Below are 23420 nucleotides of genomic sequence, written 5' to 3' on the forward strand. Positions count from 1 at the left end.
GCGCTTGGTGACGCCGGCGAACTCGATGATGGGCGCCTGAGAGGTCTCGGTCATCGCAGCGGGATCCCTGCTTTCGGCAGCGCCTTGTGCAGCCGGTGCAGGCCGGCCGAGCAGATCAGCGTGAGGAGGAGGAAGATCAGGCCGACCAGGGTCAGCGGCACCAGATATTCGAAGGTGCGCTCGCCGATCATGTTGGCGAGCCCCATCATCTCAAGCACGGTGACGACGGAGAGCACCGGCGTCTCCTTGATCATCGCGACGAGATAGTTGCCCATCGCCGGCAAGATGCGCGGCACGATCTGCGGCACGACGATGTCGCGATAGGTCTGCATCCGGGAGAGGTTCAACGCGGTCGCCGCCTCCCATTGCCCGCGCGGCACGGCCTCGATACCGCCGCGGTAGACCTCGGAGGTATAGGCCGAATACTGCAGCCCGAGCGCGATCGCCCCGGTCAGGAAGGCCGGCAGCGTGACGCCATAGTCCGGGAGCACGTAGTAGAGGAAGAAGAGTTGCACCAAGAGCGGCGTGTCGCGCAGGAACTCGACGACGATGGCCGTCGTCCAGGACACGGCCGCAAAACGGCTGCGGCGCAGCAGCGCGAAGACAAGGCCGAGCACCAGCGCGATCGCAAAGCCTGCAGCAGCCGCCTGCAGCGTCACCGTCAGCCCGATCAGGATAATCGGCAGGATCGAGGACGCGTAGGTCAGTGGCGTCGTCGTATCCCATTCGAAGCCGTACATCATGCCATCAGCCTCACGAATGGGCCGCGCGCGGGAAGGCGGCGCCGCGCCGGACCAGCCGTTCGATCAGCCGCATGATCAACATCAGCACCAGCGACATCGCGAAGTAGCCGACGAGCGTCAGGCTGTAGACGCCGGCGCTATCGAGGGTGAGGTTGCGGATCGATTGCGCCCGGAAGGTCAGGTCAGCGATCGAGATCAGCGACACCAGCGAGGATAGTTTCAGGGTCTCGATGGCGAGATTGCCGAAGGCCGGCATCATCTCGACCAGCCCCTGCGGCAAGGTGATGTGAAGAAGCGTCTGGGTGCGGCCGAAATTCAGCGCCCGCGCCGCTTCGTGCTGCTGGACGGAGACCGATTGAAGCGCGCCGCGGACGATCTCGGAGCCATAGGCGCCGACGTGTAGCGAGAGCACGAGGATACCGGTGGCGACCGGCTCAAAGCTTATCCCTAAGAGCGGCAGGGCGTAGTAGAACCAGAACAGCTGGACGAACAGCGAGGTGCCGCGGAAGAGCTCGGTGTAGCAAAGGGCAATCGTCGCCAGCACGCGCCCGCCCTCGACGCGGGCGATGCCGGCCGCAAAGGCGGCGACAGCGCCGATCGCGATCGCCGACAAGGTGATCCCGGCAGTGACGAGGGCACCGCGCGACAATGCGGGCAGATAGGACAGCCACTCCATCCAGTAGGCTCCGCGAAAGCGTTTAAGAGGTGTGGAGCTCCACCCGCCATCGGGGCGGGCGGAACGATGTCAGCTAGCCTTACTTGCCGGCGCAGAGGTCCTCGACCTTGCGCTCCGCCGCTGCCTTGATGCTGGCTTCCGACAGCCCGTAAGTGCCGAGGATCTTCTTGTAATCGTCAGTCTTGCGGAACTCGACCAAGGCGGCGTTGAAGGCGTCGCGCAGCTCCTTGTCTTCGGACCGGAATGCGAAGCCGCCGAAATTGCGGACCGGCTTGCCGTTGACCACAGGGTCGCTGAAGGGCGCGACCTGCTCGACATTGGCCTGGCCCTTGGCGAGCGAGGCGACGGTGAGTTCGGTCGCGGCATAGGCGTCGGCGCGGCTCTGTACGGTGGCGAGCGCGTCGGCATTGGCGGTGATGAAGATCACCTGGCTGTCCTTGACGCCGACGGCGCGCAGGAAGTCGATATTGTTCGCCCCGGACACGACCGCGACCTTCAGCGACGGATCCTTGGCGATATCGGCATAGGTCGTCAGTTTCTTCGGGTTGCCCTTCTTCACCAGCAAACCCTCGCCATAGGAGGAGTTCGGCTCGGTGAAGGAGACCTGCTTGCACCGCTCCGGCGAGATGTTCTGCTCGGCGGCGACGAAATCGAAGCGCTTGGCCTTGAGGCCGGGGATCAGAGTGCCGAACGGCGTGACGGACCAGTTGGCCTCCGCGACACCGAGCTTCTTCAGCACGGCATTGGCGACGTCGGGGCCGATACCGGCCGAGGTACCGTCATCCTTCATGTAGGAATAGGGCAGCTCGTTGGCGGTCGCGACGCGGATATAGCCCTGGTCCTTGACGTCCTTGAGGCTGGTGGCGCCAGCCGCGGACAGGGCGATGGCGAGAGCCATGGCGGAGATTCCGGCAATCTTCAGAAACGGCATCTGCATTCTCCTCTGGTTGATGTTTCTCCGCATGCCGATTGCTTCGGCTTCTCTGGCGTCTTCGCGCCGGCGGCTTGGCTTGGGCCGGTCGCCCGGCCGAACGGGTCAGGGTGCCTCCCGCAGCGCGGCGAGGACGCAAAGGCAGTCGCCCGCCTTGATCAGCCCGGGGATGTGACGGGCGGCGAGGATGCCATCCATGGCAGCCTGGTACTCGGCCGGGGCGAGCCCGGTTTTTCCAACGGGATGAACCCGGGCGATCACTTCGCCGGCCCGCACGGCTTCGCCGAGATCGTGCTGGAAGACGATCAGCCCGTCATCCTGCGCGAAGGTGAAGCAGTCGTCGGAGGGCATGTCGAGCCAGCGGGTCGGCGCAGTCTCGGGCGCTCCTGCGAGGATGCCGGCATGCCTGAGCAGGTTCCCGGCACCGCGCCGAGCGATGCCGATGCTGCGGGCAGTTGCCGTCCCGGCGCCGCCGAGCTCGGTCGTAACGAAGACCTTGCCCATCTCCTCGACCGTGGTGTCAAGCATGCCGACGGCGTCGATCTCCAGCATCTTCATCGAGTACGGCGCGGAGAAGGCGGCAACCGCCGCAAAGCAGCGCGCCTCCTGCGCCTTGTCCGGCAGCTCATGAGCCGCCGCATAGGGCAGGAAGTCGAGCGTCTTTCCGCCCGAATGGAAGTCGAGCACGATATCGGCGAGCGGCACGAGATGGCGCGTGACATAGTCGGCGATCTTCTCGGTGACACTGCCGTCCGGGCGGCCCGGAAAACTGCGGTTGAGATTGCCCTTGTCGATCGGCGAGGTCCGCGTCCCCGCGCGGAAGGCGGGGTAGTTCAGCGCCGGCAGGATGATGACCCGGCCCGAAATTGTCGCCGGGTCGAGCGTGCACGCCAGCTCGAACAGTGCCGCCGGGCCCTCATATTCGTCGCCATGGTTCGCGCCGGTCAAAAGCGCGGTCGGCCCCTCCCCGCTCGCAACGACGCAGATCGGGATCATCACCGAGCCCCAGGCGCTGTCATCGCGGCTATACGGCAGACGCAGATGGCCGTGCTGAACGCCCTTCGCCGATAGGTCGATCGTAGGCGTCACTGGCGAGGGACGGGGCGAGGCGATCGACATGCCCTTACCCCTTGACGAAGAGCTGGCGTGGCACGTTCGACAGGCACTCGACGCCGGTCTGCGTGATCGCGATGCTCTCCGTGATCTCGAGCCCCATGTCCTCGAGCCAGAGGCCGGTCATGAAGTGGAAGGTCATGCCGGGCTTGAGCTCGGTCCGGTCGCCGGGCCTGAGGCTCATGGTGCGCTCGCCCCAATCGGGTGGATAGGACAGACCGATCGGGTAGCCGGTGCGGTTGTCCTTGATGATGCCGTACCGCTTCAGCACCGCGAAGAATGCGTTGGCGATGTCCTCGCAGGTGTTGCCGGGTTTCGCTATGGCGAGGCCGGCTTCCATGCCTTCGAGCGTCGCTTTCTCGGCGTCGAGGAAAGCCTGTGTCGGCTTGCCCAGGAAGACGGTGCGCGACAGTGGGCAGTGGTAACGCTTATGGGCGCCGGCGATCTCGAAGAAAGTGCCTTCGCCTGATCGCATCGGCTTGTCGTCCCAAGTCAGGTGCGGAGCTGAGGCGTCGGCGCCCGAAGGCAGCAGCGGCACGATCGCCGGATAGTCGCCGCCGAACTCGGCCGTGCCGCGGATGCCGGCATCGTAGATCTCGGCGACGAGGTCGCATTTGCGCATGCCGGGCTCGACGACCTCGACGATGCGCTGGTGCATCAGCTCGACGATGCGGCCGGCCTTGCGCATGTAGTCGAGCTCAGTATTGCTCTTGACCGCGCGCTGCCAGTTCACCAGCCCGCCGGCATCCTTGAAACGGGCATTCGGCAGGTGCGTCCGCAGCGAGGCGAACGCCGCCGCCGAGAAGTAGTAATTGTCCATCTCGACCGCGATAGGAAGCCTGTCCCAGCCGCGCTCGGCAATGATCTGCGCGAGCAGATCCATCGGGTGGCGCTCGGTCGATTGAACGTAGTGGTCGGGATAGCCGATGATGTTGTCGTGGGCGAGATAGGCGGTGCGCTTCGCGCCATTCGCGTCCTGCTTGCGGCCATACCAGATTGGCTCGCCCGTCGGCGGCACGAGCACGCATTGGTGGACGTAGAACGACCAGCCGTCATAGCCGGTGAGCCAATGCATGTTGGACGGGTCGGTGACAATCATCAGCTCGACGCCAGCCCGCTCCATGGCGGCGCGGGCCTTGGCGAGGCGCTCGGCATATTCCTCGCGGGTGAAATTCAGGGTCACGGTCACGCGGCGTCTCCCGCTTCGGCTCTGGTGTCGATGGTCTGCCCGGCGCCGACATCGCGGGCGCGGGCGGCGGCAAGATTGGCGATCGCGGTGTCCTGCACGCCCGTGCCGGTTAGGTCCGCGAAGGTGATCTCGTCGGTACGCGACCGGCCGGGACGCTTGCCGGCTATGACCTCGCCGAGCTCGGCGAAGCTCTGGTCGCTCGTAGCCAGACCGGCGCGGATCGCAGATGCGAGCTCGCCGAGGCGCCGAGTCTGGCTGAGGCGATCGGCAACATAGGTCGCGCGGGCGAAGATGACCGGATCGATCTCGTTCTTGTGCTCGCTGTCGGAGCCCATCGCGGTGATATGCTGGCCGGGCTCGAGCCAGTCCGCCAGCAGGATCGGCTGTGGCGCCGGCGTCGTGGTGACGATGACATCGGCACCGCGCGCGACGGCCTGAGGATCAGCCACGGCGGTGACGGAAAAGCCGAGCTTCCGGGAGAGGTCCGTCGCGGCCTCACCGGCTTTGCACGGATCACGTGCCCAGATCCGCGCCTCGCGGATCGGCCGCACCAGCGCCAGCGCTTCGAGCTGGAACCGCGCCTGCATTCCGGCACCGAAGATCGCGGCGACCGCAGCATCGGGCCGAGCAAGATGACGCGCCGCGACGGCTCCGGCGGCGGCCGTCCTCACATCGGTGAGATAGCCATTGTCCAGAAGCAGCGCCTCGACGAGGCCGGTGCGGGCGCTGAACAGGATCATCAGCCCATTGAGGCTGGGCAGGCCGAGCTTGGGATTGTCGAAGAAACCGGGGCTGACCTTTATCGCGAAACCGTCGAGGCCCGGCACATAGGCCGTCTTCACGTCAACCTCGCCGCGATAGTCGGGAATGTCGAGCCGCAGGATCGGCGGCATGGCGACGGGCTCGGTGGCGAGCGCTGCGAAGGCTTCCTCGACACAAGCGACCGCGCTCGCATCGAGCCTGACGACGCGGCGCAATTCCGCCTCGGTGAGGACGAGCATACGGCTCATGCGGTGGCTCCCGAGACGATGCGCCGGTGCGCGGCTTCATCGATGTTGCGGCCGGAGACGATGAGCGCCGCCGGGCCTGGCGGGCTGACCTTGCCGGCGAGCAGGGCGGCGATGCCGACCGCCCCGGCCCCCTCGACAACCTCGCCCTCCTCGCGTGCGGCGTGACGGATGCCGGCTGCGATCTCCGCTTCGCTCAGCAGCACGACCTCGTCGATGAGATCGCGGCACAGGGCGAAGGTGACCCGATTGGCGAGGCCGATGCCGCCGCCGAGTGAATCCGCCAGCGTTTCCTCCTCGGCCATCTCGACCGGCCGGCCCGCCACGATCGCCGCGGCCATGGCGGCGCCGCGCTCCATCGAGATGCCGACGATCCTGACGGAAGGCCGCAGCGCCTTGACTGCCACCGCGACGCCGGCCGCGAGCCCGCCGCCCGAGAGCGGGACCAGTGCGCAGGCGAGCGAGGGCAGATCCTCGATCAGTTCGAGCCCGATCGTGCCCTGGCCGGCAACGACGTCAGGATCGTCGAAGGGCGGGATCGGGGTGAACCCGTGCTCGGCGACCAGACGCTCGACTTCGACCTGCGCATCGTCCTGAGAATGGCCGATAATGCGGATCTCGGCGCCGAGCGAGCGGATCGCCTCGACCTTGTTCGTCGGCACCAGCGTCGACATGCAGATCGTGGCGGCAACGCCGAGCTCCCGGGCAGCGTAGGCAACCGCGCGGCCATGATTGCCGGTGGACGCGGTCACGAGCCCGCGCCGGCGCTGATCTTCGTCCAAAGCCAGCACCGCGTTCATCGCGCCGCGAAGCTTGAAGGCGCCGATCGGCTGGCGGGTTTCGAGCTTTAGATGGACGGGCTGGCCGCACAGTCGGCTCAGGAAGGCCGAGGCGACGAGCGGCGTGCGCGCCACCCGGCCGGCGATACGCGCCGCTGCGGCTTCGATGTCGGGCAAGGCCAGGGAGGCCGGCGGAGCGGCCGGCCGATCTGCTTCGGCAGTGGCAAGATGCGGTTTGATCACCTTCATTTCCCTCTCGCTTGTCATGCTGCGAGGGAGAAAATTTCATGTCAATTATTATATTGTAATGATTCAATCATAACGGGAGCAGCCCGCACGCGGCAATGACGCGAAGAAGACCGTGCCGTTTGCGGCCGCAGCTCTCAGCCGATCGCGCCGATATCGAAGACCGGCGGAAGCTGCTCGAAAGTCTGGCGTACACTCGTCAGCGTCCGGGTCAGCAGCTCATGGCTCATCCGCCCACCAAGGCAGATGCGGATGCCGCCGCCATGGCCGACGCCGGCCACGAAGGGATCGGACGGCGTCACCGCCACGCGCCGGTCGGCGAGCGAGCGCACCAGGCTGTCTTCGGTCCAATGCGTGGGCACCTTGAGCCAGGCGCAGAGCGAGAGCGGATGGCTCGAGGCGACGTGGCTCCCGAGTGTCTCCGTCACGATGTGCTGGCGCGCCTTGGCCTCCTCGCGCTGGACGGCGAGCAGCCTTTCCGCCGTACCGTCCTCGACCCAGCGCGTCGCGATCTCGGCTGGCAGATAGGTGCCGCTCCAGCTCGTCACGCGCAGGATCGAGGCAGCGCGGATCGAGTATTGCGGCGGCACGACCAGATAGCCGACGCGCAGGCCGGTCAGCACCGTCTTGGTGAAGCTGGTGAGGAAAAAACCGAGATCCGGCAGCATCGCTGTGATCGACGGGAGCGGCTCGGGTATGAGCGGCTTGTAGACCTCGTCCTCGACGACGAAGACGCCGTGGCGCTGCGCGATCTCGGCAATGGCGCGGCGGCGCTCGGGGCCAGCGACATGGCTCGTCGGATTGTTCAGCGTCGGGATGAGGACCAGCGCACGCACACCGCCAGCACGGCACGCTGCCTCGACCGCATCGGGGCGAACGCCTTCCTCATCGGTCGGCAGGCCCCTGAGGCTGAAACCGAGAACATTGGCGAGGCCGATGACTCCATGATCGGTCAGGTTCTCGGTCAGCACGAGGTCGCCGGCGCGGACCACGCAGGCGAGAGCCAGGAAGAGCGCGTGCGCGGCACCGTTCGTGATCAGGATGCGCTCGGCTGATGTCTCCACGCCGAGCGGCCCGAGCCAAAGCCGCGCCGCTTCGCGATGGCGGTCGAGGCCCGCGATCGGCCGGCACGGCCGCATGAAGGCGCTGGTGTCGCCCTCGGCCAACGCGGCCAGCACCTGGCGCGAGGCCGCCTCATGCGCATCGAGATATACCCCGCGCACGATCGAGAGGTCGACGATCTGCGTCGGGCTGCGGTCGAGCATCAGCCGCCCTGCCTGCTCRGTGACACGGCTCTTCACGAAGGTCCCGCGCCCGACCTCGCCGCTGAGATAGCCGAGTCGCTCGGCCTCCTTGTAGCTGAGGCTGACGGTCTGGACGGAGATGCCGAGCTCGCGGGCGAGGTCGCGATGGGTTGGCATCCGGTCCATCGGCTTCAGAACGCCGGCGCTTATGTCGCCGATGATGCGCTCGGTCAGCGCGGCATGCTTGGTCGCGCCCCTCTGCTTCGTCAGGACCGGGTGCCATTCGACGGCCTTCTCCACAACCGGAGAAAGCCTGTTGCCGGAAGGCCGCGCGGCTTGACGGAACATGGGATTGTCTCGTTCTTAGGAGTCAGAATTCATGACATTATGCACGTGCGGTCACCGAAGATGAAGCTCGATCCCATCGATCTCAAGATCGTCGCAGCCCTGCAGCGTGACGGCCGCATGACCAAGCTCAAACTCGCCGAAACGGTCGCGCTGTCGCCGGCGGCCTGCTGGGAGCGGTTGCGCCGGATGGAAGAGGCCGGCGTGATCAAGGGCTATACCGCCATCGTCGATCTCGGGGTGGCGGCGCCGCGCACCACGGTGATCGTCGAGATCAGCCTGAAGAGCCATCAGCAGGCGGATTTCCGTCGCTTCGAGGAGGCGGTGGCGAGGGAACCGGCGATCGTCGCTTGCGATGCCACCGGCGGAGGCATCGACTACATCATGCGCGTGGTCGTGCCAGACATTGACAGCTATCAGCGCCTGATCGACAGGCTGCTCGACCCCGCGATCGGGATCGAGCGATACTACACCTTTGTCGTGACCAAGAGCATCCCGCTCGTCGAAGCGCATTCACGTGCATAGCAGCACGGCCAAGGATCCAACGAATATCCGCTTCCGTCAGAAGCGACAAATAGTCACTTCTCTTTCCCTTTGGCTTCAGTTCGCAAATCAAATGGCGCATAAATATTCCGGGCGATCTCTCAATGACCGGAATTAGCGCGATCCGGACCAATGCATTGGTACAGGCGAAGTTCAGCCTGGAGCCGGAGATTGATCCCTGCGGTATTTTACCCGACACACGCGTAGCTAAATCAACGAAGCTGCGATCGATCCTCGAGCGCTCCCCTCGATCTTGGCTTTGTTGGCAGATCAAATGCCAGACGACGAAGGACTCATATCCCGGTTCTCCATCAGCAAAAACCCTCTGGCAGCAGGCAGTGCCGAGGTGTCCGCGCCAACTTGCTCGCGCACGACAGGCATGAGCACAGCTGCATCCTCTCTCATCCCTAAAATACGCAGATCATCCGATCCTGAGCCGAGCTACACGGTGCTACATAGCAATCGTTGCGGCGTCAGTGCTCGATCACATGGATGCGGGTGGGGGCCCATTCTATGTCGCATTCATCGCCCCGACGCAGGTCCGGCATTTCCATGCTGGGGACCCGGATCCGCAGTTCCTGGCCGGCCTTGCGCCCGAGGACAAGGACGCTATCGCCATAGTTCACTATCTCCGCGATGGTGATTGAATTTCGCAACGGCGATAGTTCCGCACGTTCGGAGCTGAGCCGGATTGTTTCAGGGCGGACGAGTATGCTGACGTCTTTGCCAGGCGGAACGTGCTCGGCGCTGGTCGCGATCGGGCCGATGCCGGCAACATCGACGAGGCCACTTTCGCGTGTCTTACCCGAGAGTAGATTGCTATCCCCGACGAAGGAGGCGACGAAGCGCGTCTTCGGCGTGAAGTAAACCTCGCTCGGCGTCCCGATCTGCTCAATGCGACCCCGGTTGAACACAGCGATGCGGTCCGACATGGCCATTGCCTCGGTCTGATCGTGGGTCACGTAGACCATCGTGACGCCAAGCTCGCGGTGGATGCGCTTCAACTCCATCTGCATTTGTTCCCGCAAAGTCTTGTCAAGCGCTCCCAGGGGCTCGTCGAGCAGAACGAGGTCAGGCTGGAAGACGAGGGCGCGCGCTAATGCAACGCGCTGCTGCTGGCCGCCGGAAAGCTCGGCCGGGGCCCGGCCAGCATATTCGGCGAGGCCGACCATCGCGAGCGCGGCCGTAACCTTGGCTTGCGCCGGCACCTTGGCGACGCCACGCATGCGCAAGGGAAAGCCGACATTCTGCGCCGCGTTCATATGAGGAAACAGAGCGTAATTCTGGAATACCATCCCGATATTGCGGTCGTAGGGCTCGACTGCATCGATCTGGCGCCCGGCGATGCTGATCTCGCCTCGCGTCGGACGCGCAAATCCCGCGATCATCATCAGCGTTGTCGTCTTGCCGGAACCGGAGGGGCCAAGGAAGGAGATGAACTCACCAGGTGCGACATCGAGGTCGATGGCCTCGACCGCATTTTGCCCTGGCAGATAGCTCTTGGTCACCGATTTCAGCGACAGCGAACGGGCGGTTTCCATCGGAAGGCTCCAGCGTCTCAGGAGTGCGCAGGCCGTTGCTTACGCACGAGCCGGGCGGCGAACTGCGCACCGAGCGCGGCCAGAACGGCAGCCAGCAGCAGCGAGGATGCGGCGGAAATGGCGGGGTCGGCTTCCATCTGGAAGCTGTTGAACATCTGGCGAGGCAAGGTCGCGCTGTCGCGACCGGAGATGAAGATCGCGATCACTGCCTCGTCGAAGGAATGGATGAAGGCAAACAGCGCAGCCACGAAGAAGGCCGGGCGCAAGATCGGAAACGTCACCAACCGGAAGGTCGTCAGCGGCCGGGCGCCCAGATTCGCCGCGGCGTTCTCAAGCCGGCGATCGAAATTGACCAGCGCCGAGGTCAAGGTCAACACCACGACCGGGATCGACAGACAGGCATGGGCGAGGATCACGCCGGTCATGCTCTGGACCAGCCCGAGCGAACCGAAATAGCTATAATAGCCCAGTGCCATTACGATATGCGGCACAATCAACGGCATCATCACGATGAGCCGGAACAGCGCCCGGAGGCGAAACCGATAGCGCACTAGCGCGAAGGAAGCGGGAGCGCCGAGCAGCATCGCCAAGACCATGGTGCCGAGCCCGATCAGGAAGCTATTCAAGACCGGACCGGTCCAGTTGGGATCGGAAAAGAAGTGCCGATAGTAGCCGAGCCAGTAGCCAGGCGGCGGAAACTCAAGTGATGGCGCGGTGCTGAAGGACATAGGCACGACGATGAACATCGGCCCGGCTAGCAGGATCGCGACGGCCACCGCGATGATCACCGTGGAGCGCGACATCTCACCTCCACATCTTTTCGATGCCGAACAGGCGATCATAGACCACGAAGAGCGCCACCGCCGCGGCGAGCAGGACCATCGAGGTTGCTGAAGCCGCGCCGAATTCGAGAAGCTGCTCGATTTGCTGGCCGATGCGGCCGGCGATCATCTTGTCCTGCGGGCTGCCAATCAGCGTCGGCGTTACATAGAAGCCGAGGCAGGTAATGAAGACGAGCGTCGCACCATTGAGGACGCCGGGCAGGCTTTGCGGCAGATAAACCGTCAGGAATGCCTTGAGCGGCCGGGCGCCGAGGCTGGCTGCCGCACGCATATACACCTCGTCGATGCGCTTCATGACGGCATACAGCGCCAGGACCATGAACGGTACCAACATATGAGCCATGGCGAAGGTCGCAGCAAAAGTGGTGAAGAGCAGACGCGGCGGCGGGGTGACGCCAAGCGCGACCAGGAGTCCGACAACAGGCCCGCGCGCACCCAGGATCACCATCCAGGCATAGGTTCGCACAAGAAAACTCGTCCAGAAGCTCAGCGCCACGATGCCAAGTAGGAAGGAGCCGACTGCGCCACCCTTTCGGGCCGCGACGTAAGCCACGGGATAAGCGAAGACGAGGCTGGTGATCGTGACGATCAGTGCCGTTTGGAAGGTGCGCATCAGGACGTTGAGATCGTATTTCGAGGCGAAGAACTCAGCGTAGTTGTCGAAGCCGACCGTCGGTTCGCTCACGCTCATCCAGACGACGAGGCCCAGCGGTGCGAGGAAGAACACTGCCAGGAACAGGGTCGCCGGCGCATAGAGCAGGAAGGGCGGCCGGAACAGGGCTTTGCCCCATCCAGCCGCGCTCCAGGCGCGGCCTTGCGCAGGGGGGGATAGGGTCAAGTCGAGAGCCATTGTTCGAAGCGCTTGGCCATTGTGTCGAGCTGAGGCAGTAGCTTCTCGGCATCGAGGATGACGGATTTCGGCAGGTTCTCGGGGGAGGTCGGCATATGGCTGATGACCTCGGGCGACAGGTATTTGAACGAAGCGGGGTTCATCGGGCCGTAATTGTTCTTCTGCGCGAACTGCGCGAGCCGCTCTGGCCCCACGGCAAACTCGATGAAACGCCAAGCGTTCTTCGCCCTCGGAGAGCCGCGCGCTACCACCCAGGTCGCGACATCGATCACGGCCTGGTCGAAGACGAGTTCGATTGGCTGCTTCTGGTCGACCATCGTCTGCGCGCTGGTGTTCCACATCCCGATCAATTCGACCTCGCCATCGCGCAGCAATTGTTGGGATTGCGGGCTCTGGCTCCACCAGACGCGGACATCCTTCTTGATCCTGTCGAGCGACTTGAAGGCGCGGTCGAGATCATAGGGAAACAGTTTCGCAGGCTCGACGCCATCAGCCATTAATGCGAAGGCAAGCACGCGTGCGGGATAGTTCTGCAGGCTGCGCGAACCCGGAAATTTGGTCGTGTCCCAGAAATCCGCCCAGTTCCTCGGGCCGCCATTGGATATTTTATCGCGGCGGTAGGCGATGATGTTGGCGAAGGCATGGGAGTTGATGCCGTTCAGTGTCACCGCGCCGGGCCAGAGCGACGACGCCGGAATTTTGCTCTCGTCATAGGTGTCGATCAGCTTGGCGTGATTGGCGCGGCCGAGTTCAGCGACGCCGAGCGTCGTCACGTCGAATTCATAGATACCAGTCCGYGTTTGCGCCGCCAGCTTGGCGAAGGAGACCGGCGCGATCGTGCGGATCTCGATTCCGGTCTCCGCCGTGAACGGGTTGAAGAGTATCGCGCGCGCTGCTTCTTCCCAGGGACCGCCCCAGGTGTTGATATAGAGGGTGTCGGCGGMGCGGGCTTTCCGGATGAAGGGCATCGCGACGATGCCGCTCCCAAGCATCGATAGCAGGGCGCGGCGCGTGGTCCGCGGTGGAGTCAGTACGGTCCTAGCCATGGTGCTATCCTCTCAACCGATCGTTGCGCGATAGAGGCGAAGCCAGTTGCCGGAGGTGATCTTCTCGACTTCGGCTGCGTGGAAACCGACCCGCGCCAGCGCCGGTCCGACATCGGACAGGCCGCTGATCCTTTTGAGCCAGGCCGGCTTCTCACTGGGGCCGGGCTTGGCCGCCGAGGCGGCGCCGTACTGCACAGAGCGGGTCCAGCGGCCCGAGCGCATCCAGTCGAGGTAGACCTGATTGGAATGGTGGCTAAAGTCGGTGCCGAGGCCGACATGGTCGATACCGGCAATCTCGACGGTCTGCGCCACCATCTGGGCCCAGGCATCGACGCTGTCGCAGGCCGGCTCCGGCGTTATGTTGCGATAGGCTGCGCAGCCGATGACGCCGCCCTTTTCAGCGAGTGCCTTGATGATTGCATCCGTCTTGTTGCGCTTGTGCGGGAAGACGGAGGCCGGGTTGGCATGGGTGATCGAGACCGGCTTCTGCGACCATTCGATCGTATCGAGCGTGGTCCGGTCGCCGACATGTGAGAGATCAATCAGCATGCCGCACTGGTTCATCTCCCGGACAACCTCACGGCCAAAGCGTGCAAGGCCAGGATCGACCCTCTCGTAGCAGCTAGAGCCGAGCTCGTTCTGGTTGTTGTAGGTCAGCTGCAAGACCTTGACGCCGAGATCGGCGAAGAGCTCGACATAACGGATCCGGCCATCGAGCAGATTGGTGTTCTGGTAACCCAGCAACATCGCGACCTTGCCATCGCGCTCGGCCGCGAGAATGTCGTCCGTCTTCCGCACGATCGTCATCAGATCAGCATTGGCGCGCTCGAGATCGCGCCATTTCGCGACAGAATCAAAGGACTCGATCGCGCCCTCCCAAAAGCCGAGCGTCGGTGTGACGCAACTGAACCCGCCGGCCTTGAGATCTTCGAATACGCCGCGGTCAAAGAAACCACATTGCAAACCGTCTATCAGCATCGGGGCGCGCCTTTACGAAGCGGAGGAAACAGGATTGGGCTGAAGCCGGGACGGATCGGCGGTCAGCATCGATAGATCGGTCTCGTCCTCGTCATTGCGACCAACGACGCGTCCGTCTGCCTCTACCCGCACGGTGCCAGCATGTCGGCGGCTCTCGAAGGAATCGGGCATCAGGGCATCATGCGATGCCTTGTAGAGCGGCCACCAACTCGACGCCGCAGCGGAGAGGCCGTCATGGCGAACCATGTCGATGGCACGGCGCTTCGCCGCGGGGCGGTCCATCAACGACACTTGGGCACCGTTGCCCTTCGGCTCGACGATAGCCGCGAGGCCGAAACGCTCAGCAAGCCCCGATACGACGCGCAATTCGGGGGGCTCTGTGAGATTGAGCGCCAAAACCTCCCCCCGGCCGGTCAACCGAAAGCGCTCGACAGCCAAGTCAAGCAGCGTCTCGGCCACCATCCAGGCATGCTGGCCGCCGCAGTCTATCGTCAATTCGCCGTCAGTGCTGACATCGGCGAGCGGGGCAACGCCGCTCGCACGCACGTGCTCTATCTGCTGTGCGATGCCAGACAGACCTGGCCCCGGCAGCACGGCGGAATAGAATGCGCAATCGCGCACGGAGGGTAATAGCCCAGCGGGCGTGCCGGCGGCCTGAACCAGTCGCTCCAGAATGAGCYGGAGTTCGCGCACGGACAGGATCAGCGTTTCGGATAGCATCATGCCTGAGGCTCCGCGGGATAGAACCAATGGGAAGCGGCGCTCCCCGAGGCGAGATCTTCGGGGGTCGGGGCGCCGTGGAAGATCACGCCGCGCAGATTGCGGTTCAGGAAGTCGCGGGCCTTGTCGATACCGTGGATGCCGACGTTCAAGAGCCGGGTGATATGCGCCGGAACGAAGTCCTCGCCCATGATGTCGGCATGCGGCGAGTGATAGGGCAGTCCAGCAAGCGCCTGGATGCGGATCACGATCTGCCGGTGCAATGGGTGCGCCATGAGGAAGCGCGCGACGCTGAGGCGGGGATCGGCGGCAGCGAGATCGCGATCGAGTGCAACGACGAGGCGCGGCAGATCGAGGCCAAGATTATGAGCCGCGCCGATCTCTTCGCGTGGTCCACGACGCGGCTCCTCGGCCGTGCGCGATTTGTACCAGACGTAGCGCTGTGAGCGCTCGGAGACGAGATCGAGATCGAAGGCCCAGCTGTAATCGGCCCTCAGGATCTCTTGTAGCCGTCCGATCGGCATTTCGGGGCGGCCGGCGAGATCCTCATCGATCACGAGAGTTTGTGCCAGGCCATCGGCGATTTCGGGCACGAGTTCGATGATGAGAGACAGTAGCGTTTCGTGGGCCTCGCGATTGACGCGGCCGTYGAGCGAAGCGGTGAAGTCGACGAGTGGGGTCGCCTCGGCGCAGCCGGCGCGCACGCGCTCGATCAACTGGCCGAGTTCGCGGCGGATGATGGCGAGGTCGTCAGCGACGATGCTGCTTGGCGCGAAGGCTTCATATTCGGCCCGATCCTGGCGCCGCGCCAGGATTGCCTTGTCGAGCAGTGCCGCCAATTGAACCAGCGGGGCAGCATCGGGACCGACACGCAGCAACCGGCCATGGGCGATGGCCTCCTCGTGGATCGTCAGCCAACGGTCGATCAGGCGAGGATGGTTATTGACGAAAAACATCAGCCCCAGCGCCGAGCCGTTGCCGACACCCAGGAAGCGGCGCAACTCGGGCTGCATCGCCACTGCCGCCGGGCCGCCCTTCATCCGCGCAAAATGCTGGACGAGATCGCCGGCAAAGACGCGCATCATATAGGCGGTGAGCATTTGCGCTTGCAGCGAGGCTCGCAGCGGATGGTCCGGCGCGAAGGCAAGGAAGGACTTGGTGCCGAAGGTGCCGTTGCCGTCGATGCCGGTGTTGCGCATGAAGTAGCAGGTGCGGCCGAGCTCGGCGATGGGCGGCTGTTGCCCGGATGCGAGATGGTCGACGGCAAGGTCGAACAGCCGTCCCGAGCGGTTCGAGCGCGCCCAGGTCAAGGTCTGCGGGGTAGCGCGGCCCTCATAGAGCTTCGGCAGTTCCTGTCTAAGTTGCTCGATGCCGGCGGCCGAAAGTTTGCCTTCGATCAAACCGCCCATCATGTCCCAGGACCGGCCGATGATGCGGCCAGTGCGCTCGCGACCTGAGGGCTCGAACGAAAAGATTGGGAAGGTGAAGTGCCAGCCATCGGCCTCGATGCCGTAGCGCGCCGTGCCTCGACCGCGCKCGTCGATATCGAAATCCTGACAGGTGATCTGCCAGCGCTGATGTGAGGCGCGAGCCATCAGGGTCCGCGATGCACTGATCCGTGACGGTTGAATCGCGGCCAATATCTCCGGTCGCATGAGCGTGGAGGGGGATCGCATCAGGGCCCGCGGCTGCCAGGGACCGGGCTTGGAGGCGAGGGAGAATGGCAGGGCCGACATGTCATGCATTCCCGAATTGAGCGCTGAAGCGTTGCGCCGCGCTGACCGCAATCGGCGCGCAGTTCGCGTGATCGAACCGCGTGGTCGGGCCGGAGATCGCGATGACGGCAATGCATTGGCCGGCCGCGTCGAAAACCGGTGCAGCAACCGCCGCGACGAATTGCGGGTCCGTCGGTGCGAAGAGGGCAAAGCCGCGTTCGCGAACCTCTGCCAGCGCGATGTCGTCAGGGAGCGCGATGCCCTGCTCGCGCAGCCGTTCACGCATTTCCAGCGAGCCGAAGGCGACGAGCACGGAGCCCGACGCGCTAGCGCCCAGCGCCATGCGTGCGCCGACCCGGAGATCGGCACGCAGTACCTGATGCGATTCGACCCGGTTGATAATGACCGCATGATAGCCGTCGAGCACTGAAATCGTCGCCGTTTCGCCGCTCTCGGCTACGATCTCCTGAAGCAATTCTGTCGTCCGTTCTCCGAGATTGGCCTGCTCGAGGGCACGCACTGCGTAGAACTGAAAGCGTAGCGCTAGYCGGAACGCGCCCTCGACCGTCTGCTCGAGAAAGCCTGCATCCACCAGCGTACGCAGCCGCTGATAGACCGCGGCGCGCTGGTCGCCTGTCGCCTTGACGACATCGGGCAGTCGCATTGGCTTTGGGGATGCCGCGATGACATCGCAGACCGCGAGCGTCTTGAGCGTGGTGGAGAGAGAGCGAACAGCCATGTTGTCTTCTATATGAATACGATGTATGTTAATAGCATCATACAATTTTGATCTGTGTCAAGGCCAGCGCCGATCCACTTCGGTATCCGCGCCGCGGACCGCGCGGGAACCGAGGATCCGCTCAGTTCGGCAGCTTCCTGAAGACGCGCCGCGATGTTGACGCCGTCACCGAAGACGTCGCGCCTTGAGCGATGACGTCGCCACATGGATCCCTCCGGAAACGCGTGTCCCGGTCAGCCACAGCGCATTTTTGTCGGACTTCCGCCGCGCACTCGGCCGCCTTGATGACGCTGGTAAGTTCCGCCAGGAACCCGTCGCGCATGGTCTTGACGGTGCGCCTTGTTTCCGCTGCCTCGGCTGAACCATCTTGCTGATGAGCGTCGGTACGCGAGTAAAGGTCCTCTCCTCGTCGGCGCTCATCAGGCCGGAACAGCCGGCGACATCGGCGCATACGATGGCCAGGGCAACGGTTGAGCGCGTCCACCAGGCTTCTGATGCACCAGCGGCGGCCGGATGGTCGTGCGCCCATCGCGATCGCACGTGCAACCCCACTGCCCACGCGGGTTATTGCAGTGAACATCCGACCATAACGATCAGGCAGGAGCTCTACGGGAGGCGGAGAGCGCCGATCCCCTCGGCGTCCACTCTTACCGCCCCATGCCGATTTACCGCTTCTTAACCGCGGCGGGCGCCATTCTAAGGKGTCCAKMAGRGTTGGGGGGCTCGRAAAGGACCGTGACCATGCAACTGCTCGATGSTGWGCGAYCCGTCGTRGATCAGTTCGTCGGCCTGCCAGTWGCCTTTGTCGAACGCCARCTGATCCTMGCCACGCTSCGGGAAACCGGCGGCAACCGCACCCAYGCCRCCTYKCTRCTCGGCATCKCCATCCGCACGYTGCGWAACAAAATWACKTYGTACGCAGCGGACGGYTACACCGTGCCGGAACCTGCRCATMCAGMRGCMCAATGAGCSCSCGATGTCCGTTGCCTCRTYGMATGGCRTCGCCGCAGCARACCTSGTCTCCWCMGCAACMATGGCCGGCCTCCTGCGTTGCCTGGTGCAAAAAGGCGTTTTGCAGGCCGCCGACATAAGGGAGATCTACGAAATCGCCCTTCTCATTCTTGAACAGCAGCAAGGCGCTGTGCCGGACGCAGAAGCGACCTTCAAGGCTGCGCGATCCGCAATTGAACGGAACTTGGCATAGCCATTCAGGCCAAGCAGAGCGCCTCCAGCCACTTCTAGGTTTCTCTCCGATCTGCGGCTTTGAGGCCCCGGTGGAACCGGCTGGTGGGAGTACGGCTGGAATGGATGGTCGTTATAGCCGTCGACCTGATGGTTTTGATAGTGACCCTGCTAGTCCTCGTGCTGCTGTAACTGCTCGATACTGTGGTTTTTGTAACTGCGGCGATCGATTGTCTTCGGATCAATGTCATCCAGGATGCCAGCGCAATTCCTACCGGAGAGGCAAATGTACAAACACATTCTGATCGCCACAGACGACTCCGAACTCGCCCGCAAGGGTCTCGAACATGGCTTGGCGCTCGCCAAACCGCTCGGGGCGAAAGTCACGTGCTGACCGTTTCGGAGCCCCTGCGCCCGGAGATGGCGCGTGCAGCCCGCCAGCAGATTGATGCTTTAATGAAGGAGCGCATTACCTCCATTGAGCAACGCGCGTCCGAACACGGCGTCTCGGTAGATCTGGAACAGGAGATCGATGTTTCCCCAGCCGCGGCAATCGTTCGATTTGCCAAGCTCAAGGGCTGTGATCTCATCGTGATGTCCTCTCACGGCCGGCGTGGCGTACAGAAGGTCGTGCTCGGGAGCCAAACTTCAGCGGTGTTGGCAAGTACGACTATTCCTGTACTGGTGATCCGGTAGTGGATCCTCCCTGCCATAGCTCCGATCCGCAGTGCCTCCTCTGCGTCTCTGATCCCGCGAGCCAGCAGCGTTGAGCTCGCTGTTTCAGTAGGCGGGTACAACGTGCTCAGAGGCGTTGTCACGTTAACTTCGGCGGGGCGGTAAGCGGTGTAGAGCGCGGGCATGAGTCCGCCCTGCAGCTACAAGCGCCATCGGTTTCCACCAGCGATCATTGTCCGTGCGGTGTGGCTGTATTTTTGCTTTCCCCTGAGTCTTCGCCTGGCGGAAGAGATGTCGTTGGAGCGTGGCATTGTCGTCTCCTATGAGACGGTGCGGCGCTGGGCGTTATACTCGCGATCGAGGCGCAGTCGCGACGTGAGTGGCAGTCAATGGGTGAGATCGTTTTCACAGCGAATGGTAATTTCATCGTCATAAGGAACGGCGATGGATCCTTGGCGGTGAAAGGCTTGTATCGAGGTGCCCCAATTAAGTCGGCGATACCCATCGGCCTCGAACGATGCATCATTCTGATAGAGCCCGATTCCAGCAAGGCGAATCTCTTCGAGAACTTGCTCTGTATAGGTAAAACCGGCCGAGCGTTGTGGCGGGCAGCTTTACCGAGCATGCCTGATACGTTTGTCGAGACCAGCCTAAGTGAGGCCGGAATTCTGGCGCTCAGCCTGAGCGGCTATTGCCTGGTGATTGATCCCGCGACGGGCGGCGAGATCCGAAGAGACTTCGTGAAGTAAGCGGTGAGGAGCCCGAAGTTAGGCCGGGAGCTCATGCACGGTGACCTCGGAACACGTCCGGTGGGCGATATCAATCAAGTGACGGTGATGGGTCGCGACGATGACCTGGCCGGTACCCGCCATGGCGAAGAAGCCCATAAGCCTGAAGAATCGTCGCGAAGCTGCGCCAGGTCGATGTGCTGGTCTCGCAGGGCCAGTCCGTCGCCGACGCGATCCGTTCGATCGGCGTGACGGAGGTGAGTTACTATCGCTCGCGCCGTGAATTCGGCGGCCTGAAGAGGGATCAGGTGAAGCGGATGGACGAACTCGAGGCGGAGAGCGCCCGGCTGCGCCGCGCCGTCGCCGACCTGACGTTCGACAAACGCGCTCGATACCGGGGAGCAAGCTCTATAAGTGCCAACATCACGCCTTCAAGCGTGAGGTACAAGGTCTTCGCCCATTGCGTATCGGGCAGCACGGGAACACTGCAGACGCTGCGCGGGACATAGGCGAGGATCAGGTCGTGGGTGGCGTCAACAGCCGGATCCCAGTCCGCAGGTTATCGCATTTCTGATGGATGCGATTTTCCGGGCCGAAACTCGCGGGCGGCAGATGCGCCCCTTCTGGTTGCCACACAAGGGGGATCGGCTCGGGCAGCGTGAGCCAGAGCAAAGTTGATCACGTTCCCGGCGCTTAAGTGATCTCCGTCGAGGTTTCGAGGACAAATCTGTAAAATGAGAGCGGCAAGTCACCGTCATATTTGGCGTTCACCTCGGCCGCGCCCGAGCGTTCTCGGCTGGTGGAAGTCGCTCATATGTATCCGGCCTACTCTTCGGCTTGCGGGCCGTCGGCGAATACAACACTCTTAAACTCGGCTTGGTGCCGGTCCCGGGCCGGCCGACTCTCATCGGTGGACACATAGTGCGCGTGGTCACGATTTCGCACTGTGCGACTGCTTCACCCTGCAGACATCTGCAACTGCGAGCACTAAATGGTAGAGTACGCGTACCGGGATCGGCTCGGCCACCCTCCAGCCTTGGCGATCGATCTGATTGCTCCACAGTCCGGTATCCGCGTCGACGAAGCGTTCGAACATCAGGCGCAAATGGCCGTTGAGCCGATTTGTCGCGTCGTTGTCATCCTCGAATTCGAGCCGTGCCGCCAGCGCCTTGAGATACTCAGTCTGCGGCCAGAGCAGGGCCCCGCCGTTGAGCACCGCGCCTTTTTGATCGACCTCGTTGATCACCGGCTTGCCGGCGGCTTCAGCGCCGAACATCTCACCGAAGGCGAAGAGTTGCCGTGCGCTCATCCGGGCAGTGCCCGAACCGGTCAGGCGCTCGTGGTGATAGAGCAGCCAGGTCCATTCGAAATGATGACCGGGCTCGCGAATCCGACCCTGCTCGCCGGCAAAGGGCTTCCACTCGTCGTCGAAGAACTCGCCGAGCGTTCCGTCCGCGGCGAAGCGCCCTTGCATCAGGCACACGATCCTCTCGGCGCGCTCAAGCCAGCGCTTTTCGCCGGACGATTGCGCCATGGCGTGGCAGGCTTCGAGCAGGTGCATATGCGGGTTTTGGCGGCGCGGCAGGGTTCCGAGCGTATCCTCGCGAAAGCCGCCGGAAGGTGAGACTAGGGCTGTCTCGATAAAACGCATCACCGCTTCCCCTTGGTCGAGCGGTTCGGATTCTCCGATTGCACGAGCGCACCAGGCGAGCGCGAAGATGACGAAGGCGAGATCGTACAAATCGGATTTGCCGTCAATGATCTCACCTTGGGTCGTGCAGGCATGTATGAACCGGCCATCGCTGTCCCGGCAGGCACTAAGCAGGAAGGACAGGCCATGGCGCGCCGCTTCGAGCGCCCCGGGTACGCCGAGAAGATGGGCATGGCTGAAGACGTATAGCGTTCGCGCCGTAACCAGCGTCGTGCGCCGCTCACTTTCAATGATGCTTCCATTAGGCTGAACCCATTCGGCATAGCCTCGGCGCTCCGGATCATAGGCCCGCGCGAGCCAAGCCGGCAGTAGGCTCCCAGTAAGCCAGGCCGAAAGCTCTTCTGCCGATACCCCGACCATATGTTTGCCCCACCTTTAAATCAGATTGTCTGCCAACCGGTATGGTGTAACGTTCTACCAGCGCCTTTGATGGCCTTAGCGACGCAACACAGCGGGAGCAAGCGATCAGAGACTTCCCTATTCGCAGCTCCGTTGTCGCGCCAGTTCAAGACAGGCCAATCCGACATCATCGACCTGATGCGGCCCACCGCTTCAGCAGGTATTGTTGCCAGAAGTGAGGGCTTAAGCCCCGGTCCAAGGAGTCTAATCTTCGTGCCCGGTCTCGTGGTGCGGGAACCTACACTCGAGTTGATCGAGTGAAGTTGTGGCAATGCCAGGGAGGGGAACCAATGACAGACCAGACCAACAAAACCGGCCCATCGCGCCGACAATTTGTCGAGGGTAGCGTGGCTTCGCTGACGCTGGGCGCTACCGGTGCCACGGGCGCGTTGGCGCAGAGCCTGCCGCTGCCGAAGTCGCCGGTGGCGCTGAACATCATCGATGTCGGCGGCGCCCTCGCCCTGCTACAGAAGCCGCTGGAGAACTATCGCGCGGCCAAGCCCAACCTCGTCTCGCGCATGACCTTCGTCAAAGCACCGGCGCCGGAACTGCCCGGCAAGATCAAGGCGATGCAGGAGGCCAATCGCGTCGATATAGACCTTGTCATCGGCGGCCTCGACGCACTCGCCGCGGGTATTGAGCAGAAACTTTGGGTGACGTTGCTGCCCGAGCATGCCGCCTCACTCCCCGACCCAGCCAAAGTTCTGATGAAGCCGGCGCTCGACATGCACAACCTCGGTTCCGGCCAGGGCATGTGCATGGTCTACTATCCCTCCGGTCCGCTGCTTGAGTACATGCCGGCACGCGTTAAGGCCGTGCCGACCACGGCGGACGAACTGCTTGCCTACACCAAGCAGAACCCGAACCGTTTTCTCTATGCTCGACCGGCCAATTCTGGCCCGGGCCGCACCTTTATCATGGGCCTGCCCTATCTGCTCGGCGACAAGGACCCGAAGGATCCGGCCAATGGCTGGGACAAAACCTGGACCTATCTGAAGGAGCTCGGCAACGGCATTGAGTACTATCCGACGGGCACTGCCGCGACCATGAAAGAGTTCGGCGACGGCTCGCGCGACATTATCATCTCCACCACCGGATGGGACATCAACCCGCGCGTCCTCGGTATCGTGCCGAAGGAAGCGAAGATCCAGGCGCTCAAGGGCTTCCATTGGGTCTCGGATGCCCAGTATATGTACATCCCGAAAGGCGTCTCGAGCGAGAAGCTCGCCGTCTTGCTCGACCTGATCAGCTTCGCACTGACGCCGCAGCAGCAGGCGTTCACCTATGATGAAGGCTACTTCTATCCGGGGCCGGCCGTGAAGGATGTGCCGCTCTCGATGGCGCCGCCAGAGAGCCAGAAGGCGATCGAGGAATTCGGGCGCCCCGAATACGCCGACCTGATCGCCAACAACCCGATCGAGGTGCCGCTGACGCCGGACAAGATGGTCCTCGCGTTTCGGCGTTGGGACGAGGAAATC

Annotated in this window: 20 protein-coding genes and 4 pseudogenes; 7 read left to right on the forward strand and 17 right to left on the reverse strand. The window is 63.4% G+C overall.

The genetic code is table 11. From position 1 onward, the window contains the following. Positions 1-50 precede the first annotated feature (50 nt). From ehuD to ehuR, 8 genes are all read right to left on the reverse strand, one after another. On the reverse strand, positions 51-743 hold the full coding sequence (gene ehuD / locus AC1DRP_RS19525; RefSeq protein WP_441492588.1) for an ectoine/hydroxyectoine ABC transporter permease subunit EhuD: 693 nt from the start codon (positions 741-743) through the stop codon (positions 51-53). A gap of 10 nt (positions 744-753) precedes the next feature. Continuing rightward, positions 754-1419, reverse strand: a complete 666-nt coding sequence (ehuC, locus tag AC1DRP_RS19530) for an ectoine/hydroxyectoine ABC transporter permease subunit EhuC (RefSeq protein ID WP_441480478.1) — start codon at positions 1417-1419, stop codon at positions 754-756. A gap of 79 nt (positions 1420-1498) precedes the next feature. After that, positions 1499-2350, reverse strand: coding sequence for an ectoine/hydroxyectoine ABC transporter substrate-binding protein EhuB (ehuB, locus tag AC1DRP_RS19535; protein WP_441480479.1), 852 nt, complete (start codon positions 2348-2350; stop codon positions 1499-1501). Between the two features lie 105 nt (positions 2351-2455). Further along, entirely contained in the window at positions 2456-3469 is a 1014-nt protein-coding gene (gene doeB, locus AC1DRP_RS19540; RefSeq protein WP_441492589.1) for a N(2)-acetyl-L-2,4-diaminobutanoate deacetylase DoeB, read from the reverse strand. Positions 3470-3473: 4 nt separating this feature from the next. Then, the gene (gene doeA, locus AC1DRP_RS19545; RefSeq protein ID WP_441492590.1) at positions 3474-4652 is read right to left on the reverse strand and encodes an ectoine hydrolase DoeA; all 1179 of its coding nucleotides are present in this window, start codon (positions 4650-4652) and stop codon (positions 3474-3476) included. Beyond that, positions 4649-5662 carry an ectoine utilization protein EutC gene (gene eutC, locus AC1DRP_RS19550; RefSeq protein ID WP_441492591.1) on the reverse strand — a complete coding sequence of 338 codons (1014 nt, stop codon included), beginning with the start codon at positions 5660-5662 and terminating at the stop codon, positions 4649-4651. Before eutC ends, doeA begins: the two co-directional genes overlap by 4 nt. Beyond that, positions 5659-6687, reverse strand: a complete 1029-nt coding sequence (eutB, locus tag AC1DRP_RS19555) for a hydroxyectoine utilization dehydratase EutB (protein ID WP_441508093.1) — start codon at positions 6685-6687, stop codon at positions 5659-5661. The genes eutC and eutB overlap by 4 nt, the downstream gene beginning before the upstream one ends. Before the next feature lie 134 nt (positions 6688-6821). After that, the gene (ehuR, locus tag AC1DRP_RS19560) at positions 6822-8276 is read right to left on the reverse strand and encodes a MocR-like ectoine utilization transcription factor EhuR (RefSeq protein ID WP_441480484.1); all 1455 of its coding nucleotides are present in this window, start codon (positions 8274-8276) and stop codon (positions 6822-6824) included. 60 nt (positions 8277-8336) lie between these two features. Here ehuR and AC1DRP_RS19565 point away from each other — a divergent pair, with 60 nt between their 5' ends. Next, positions 8337-8798 carry an Lrp/AsnC family transcriptional regulator gene (locus AC1DRP_RS19565; protein ID WP_441492593.1) on the forward strand — a complete coding sequence of 154 codons (462 nt, stop codon included), beginning with the start codon at positions 8337-8339 and terminating at the stop codon, positions 8796-8798. A 491-nt stretch (positions 8799-9289) separates the two neighbouring features. Here AC1DRP_RS19565 and AC1DRP_RS19570 read toward each other — a convergent pair whose 3' ends face one another. The 8 genes from AC1DRP_RS19570 to AC1DRP_RS19605 form a co-directional block, all read right to left on the reverse strand. After that, positions 9290-10357, reverse strand: a complete 1068-nt coding sequence (locus AC1DRP_RS19570) for an ABC transporter ATP-binding protein (protein ID WP_441492594.1) — start codon at positions 10355-10357, stop codon at positions 9290-9292. A 17-nt stretch (positions 10358-10374) separates the two neighbouring features. Then, complete coding sequence (locus tag AC1DRP_RS19575; protein WP_441492595.1) at positions 10375-11160, reverse strand: ABC transporter permease; 786 nt, start codon at positions 11158-11160, stop codon at positions 10375-10377. Position 11161: 1 nt separating this feature from the next. Next, complete coding sequence (locus tag AC1DRP_RS19580) at positions 11162-12037, reverse strand: ABC transporter permease (RefSeq protein ID WP_441492596.1); 876 nt, start codon at positions 12035-12037, stop codon at positions 11162-11164. Next, a complete protein-coding gene (locus AC1DRP_RS19585) occupies positions 12034-13095 on the reverse strand; it encodes an ABC transporter substrate-binding protein (protein ID WP_476769323.1) in 1062 nt (353 codons plus the stop codon). The genes AC1DRP_RS19580 and AC1DRP_RS19585 overlap by 4 nt, the downstream gene beginning before the upstream one ends. 12 nt (positions 13096-13107) lie before the next feature. Then, positions 13108-14073 carry a dipeptidase gene (locus AC1DRP_RS19590; RefSeq protein ID WP_441492598.1) on the reverse strand — a complete coding sequence of 322 codons (966 nt, stop codon included), beginning with the start codon at positions 14071-14073 and terminating at the stop codon, positions 13108-13110. A 12-nt stretch (positions 14074-14085) separates the two neighbouring features. After that, entirely contained in the window at positions 14086-14796 is a 711-nt protein-coding gene (locus AC1DRP_RS19595) for a hypothetical protein (protein WP_476769324.1), read from the reverse strand. Next, positions 14793-16388 carry a hypothetical protein gene (locus tag AC1DRP_RS19600; RefSeq protein WP_476769325.1) on the reverse strand — a complete coding sequence of 532 codons (1596 nt, stop codon included), beginning with the start codon at positions 16386-16388 and terminating at the stop codon, positions 14793-14795. The genes AC1DRP_RS19595 and AC1DRP_RS19600 overlap by 4 nt, the downstream gene beginning before the upstream one ends. A gap of 142 nt (positions 16389-16530) precedes the next feature. Continuing rightward, entirely contained in the window at positions 16531-17247 is a 717-nt protein-coding gene (locus AC1DRP_RS19605) for an IclR family transcriptional regulator (RefSeq protein WP_441480493.1), read from the reverse strand. Between the two features lie 741 nt (positions 17248-17988). On the opposite strand from AC1DRP_RS19605, the pseudogene AC1DRP_RS19610 reads away from it, so the two are divergent. The 5 genes and pseudogenes from AC1DRP_RS19610 to AC1DRP_RS19630 all read left to right on the forward strand — a co-directional run. Continuing rightward, positions 17989-18216: pseudogene (locus AC1DRP_RS19610) on the forward strand (helix-turn-helix domain-containing protein). A gap of 499 nt (positions 18217-18715) precedes the next feature. Further along, positions 18716-19125 (forward strand): annotated as a pseudogene (locus tag AC1DRP_RS19615) (universal stress protein). Positions 19126-19287: 162 nt separating this feature from the next. After that, positions 19288-19446, forward strand: a pseudogene (locus tag AC1DRP_RS19620) (IS6 family transposase); the annotation flags it as partial. Positions 19447-19493: 47 nt separating this feature from the next. Further along, complete coding sequence (locus tag AC1DRP_RS19625; protein ID WP_441492603.1) at positions 19494-19853, forward strand: DUF7957 family protein; 360 nt, start codon at positions 19494-19496, stop codon at positions 19851-19853. A gap of 87 nt (positions 19854-19940) precedes the next feature. Further along, positions 19941-20215 (forward strand): annotated as a pseudogene (locus AC1DRP_RS19630) (transposase); the annotation flags it as partial. A gap of 548 nt (positions 20216-20763) precedes the next feature. On the opposite strand, the gene AC1DRP_RS19635 reads toward AC1DRP_RS19630, so the two are convergent. Next, positions 20764-21903 carry an AGE family epimerase/isomerase gene (locus AC1DRP_RS19635; RefSeq protein ID WP_441492604.1) on the reverse strand — a complete coding sequence of 380 codons (1140 nt, stop codon included), beginning with the start codon at positions 21901-21903 and terminating at the stop codon, positions 20764-20766. Positions 21904-22232: 329 nt separating this feature from the next. Between AC1DRP_RS19635 and AC1DRP_RS19640 the strand changes: the two genes are divergently transcribed. Beyond that, on the forward strand, positions 22233-23420 hold a 1188-nt coding region (locus AC1DRP_RS19640; protein ID WP_476769326.1), incomplete at its 3' end, for an extracellular solute-binding protein.

The sequence above is a fragment of the Allobosea sp. 01N443 genome (genome assembly GCF_056399325.1).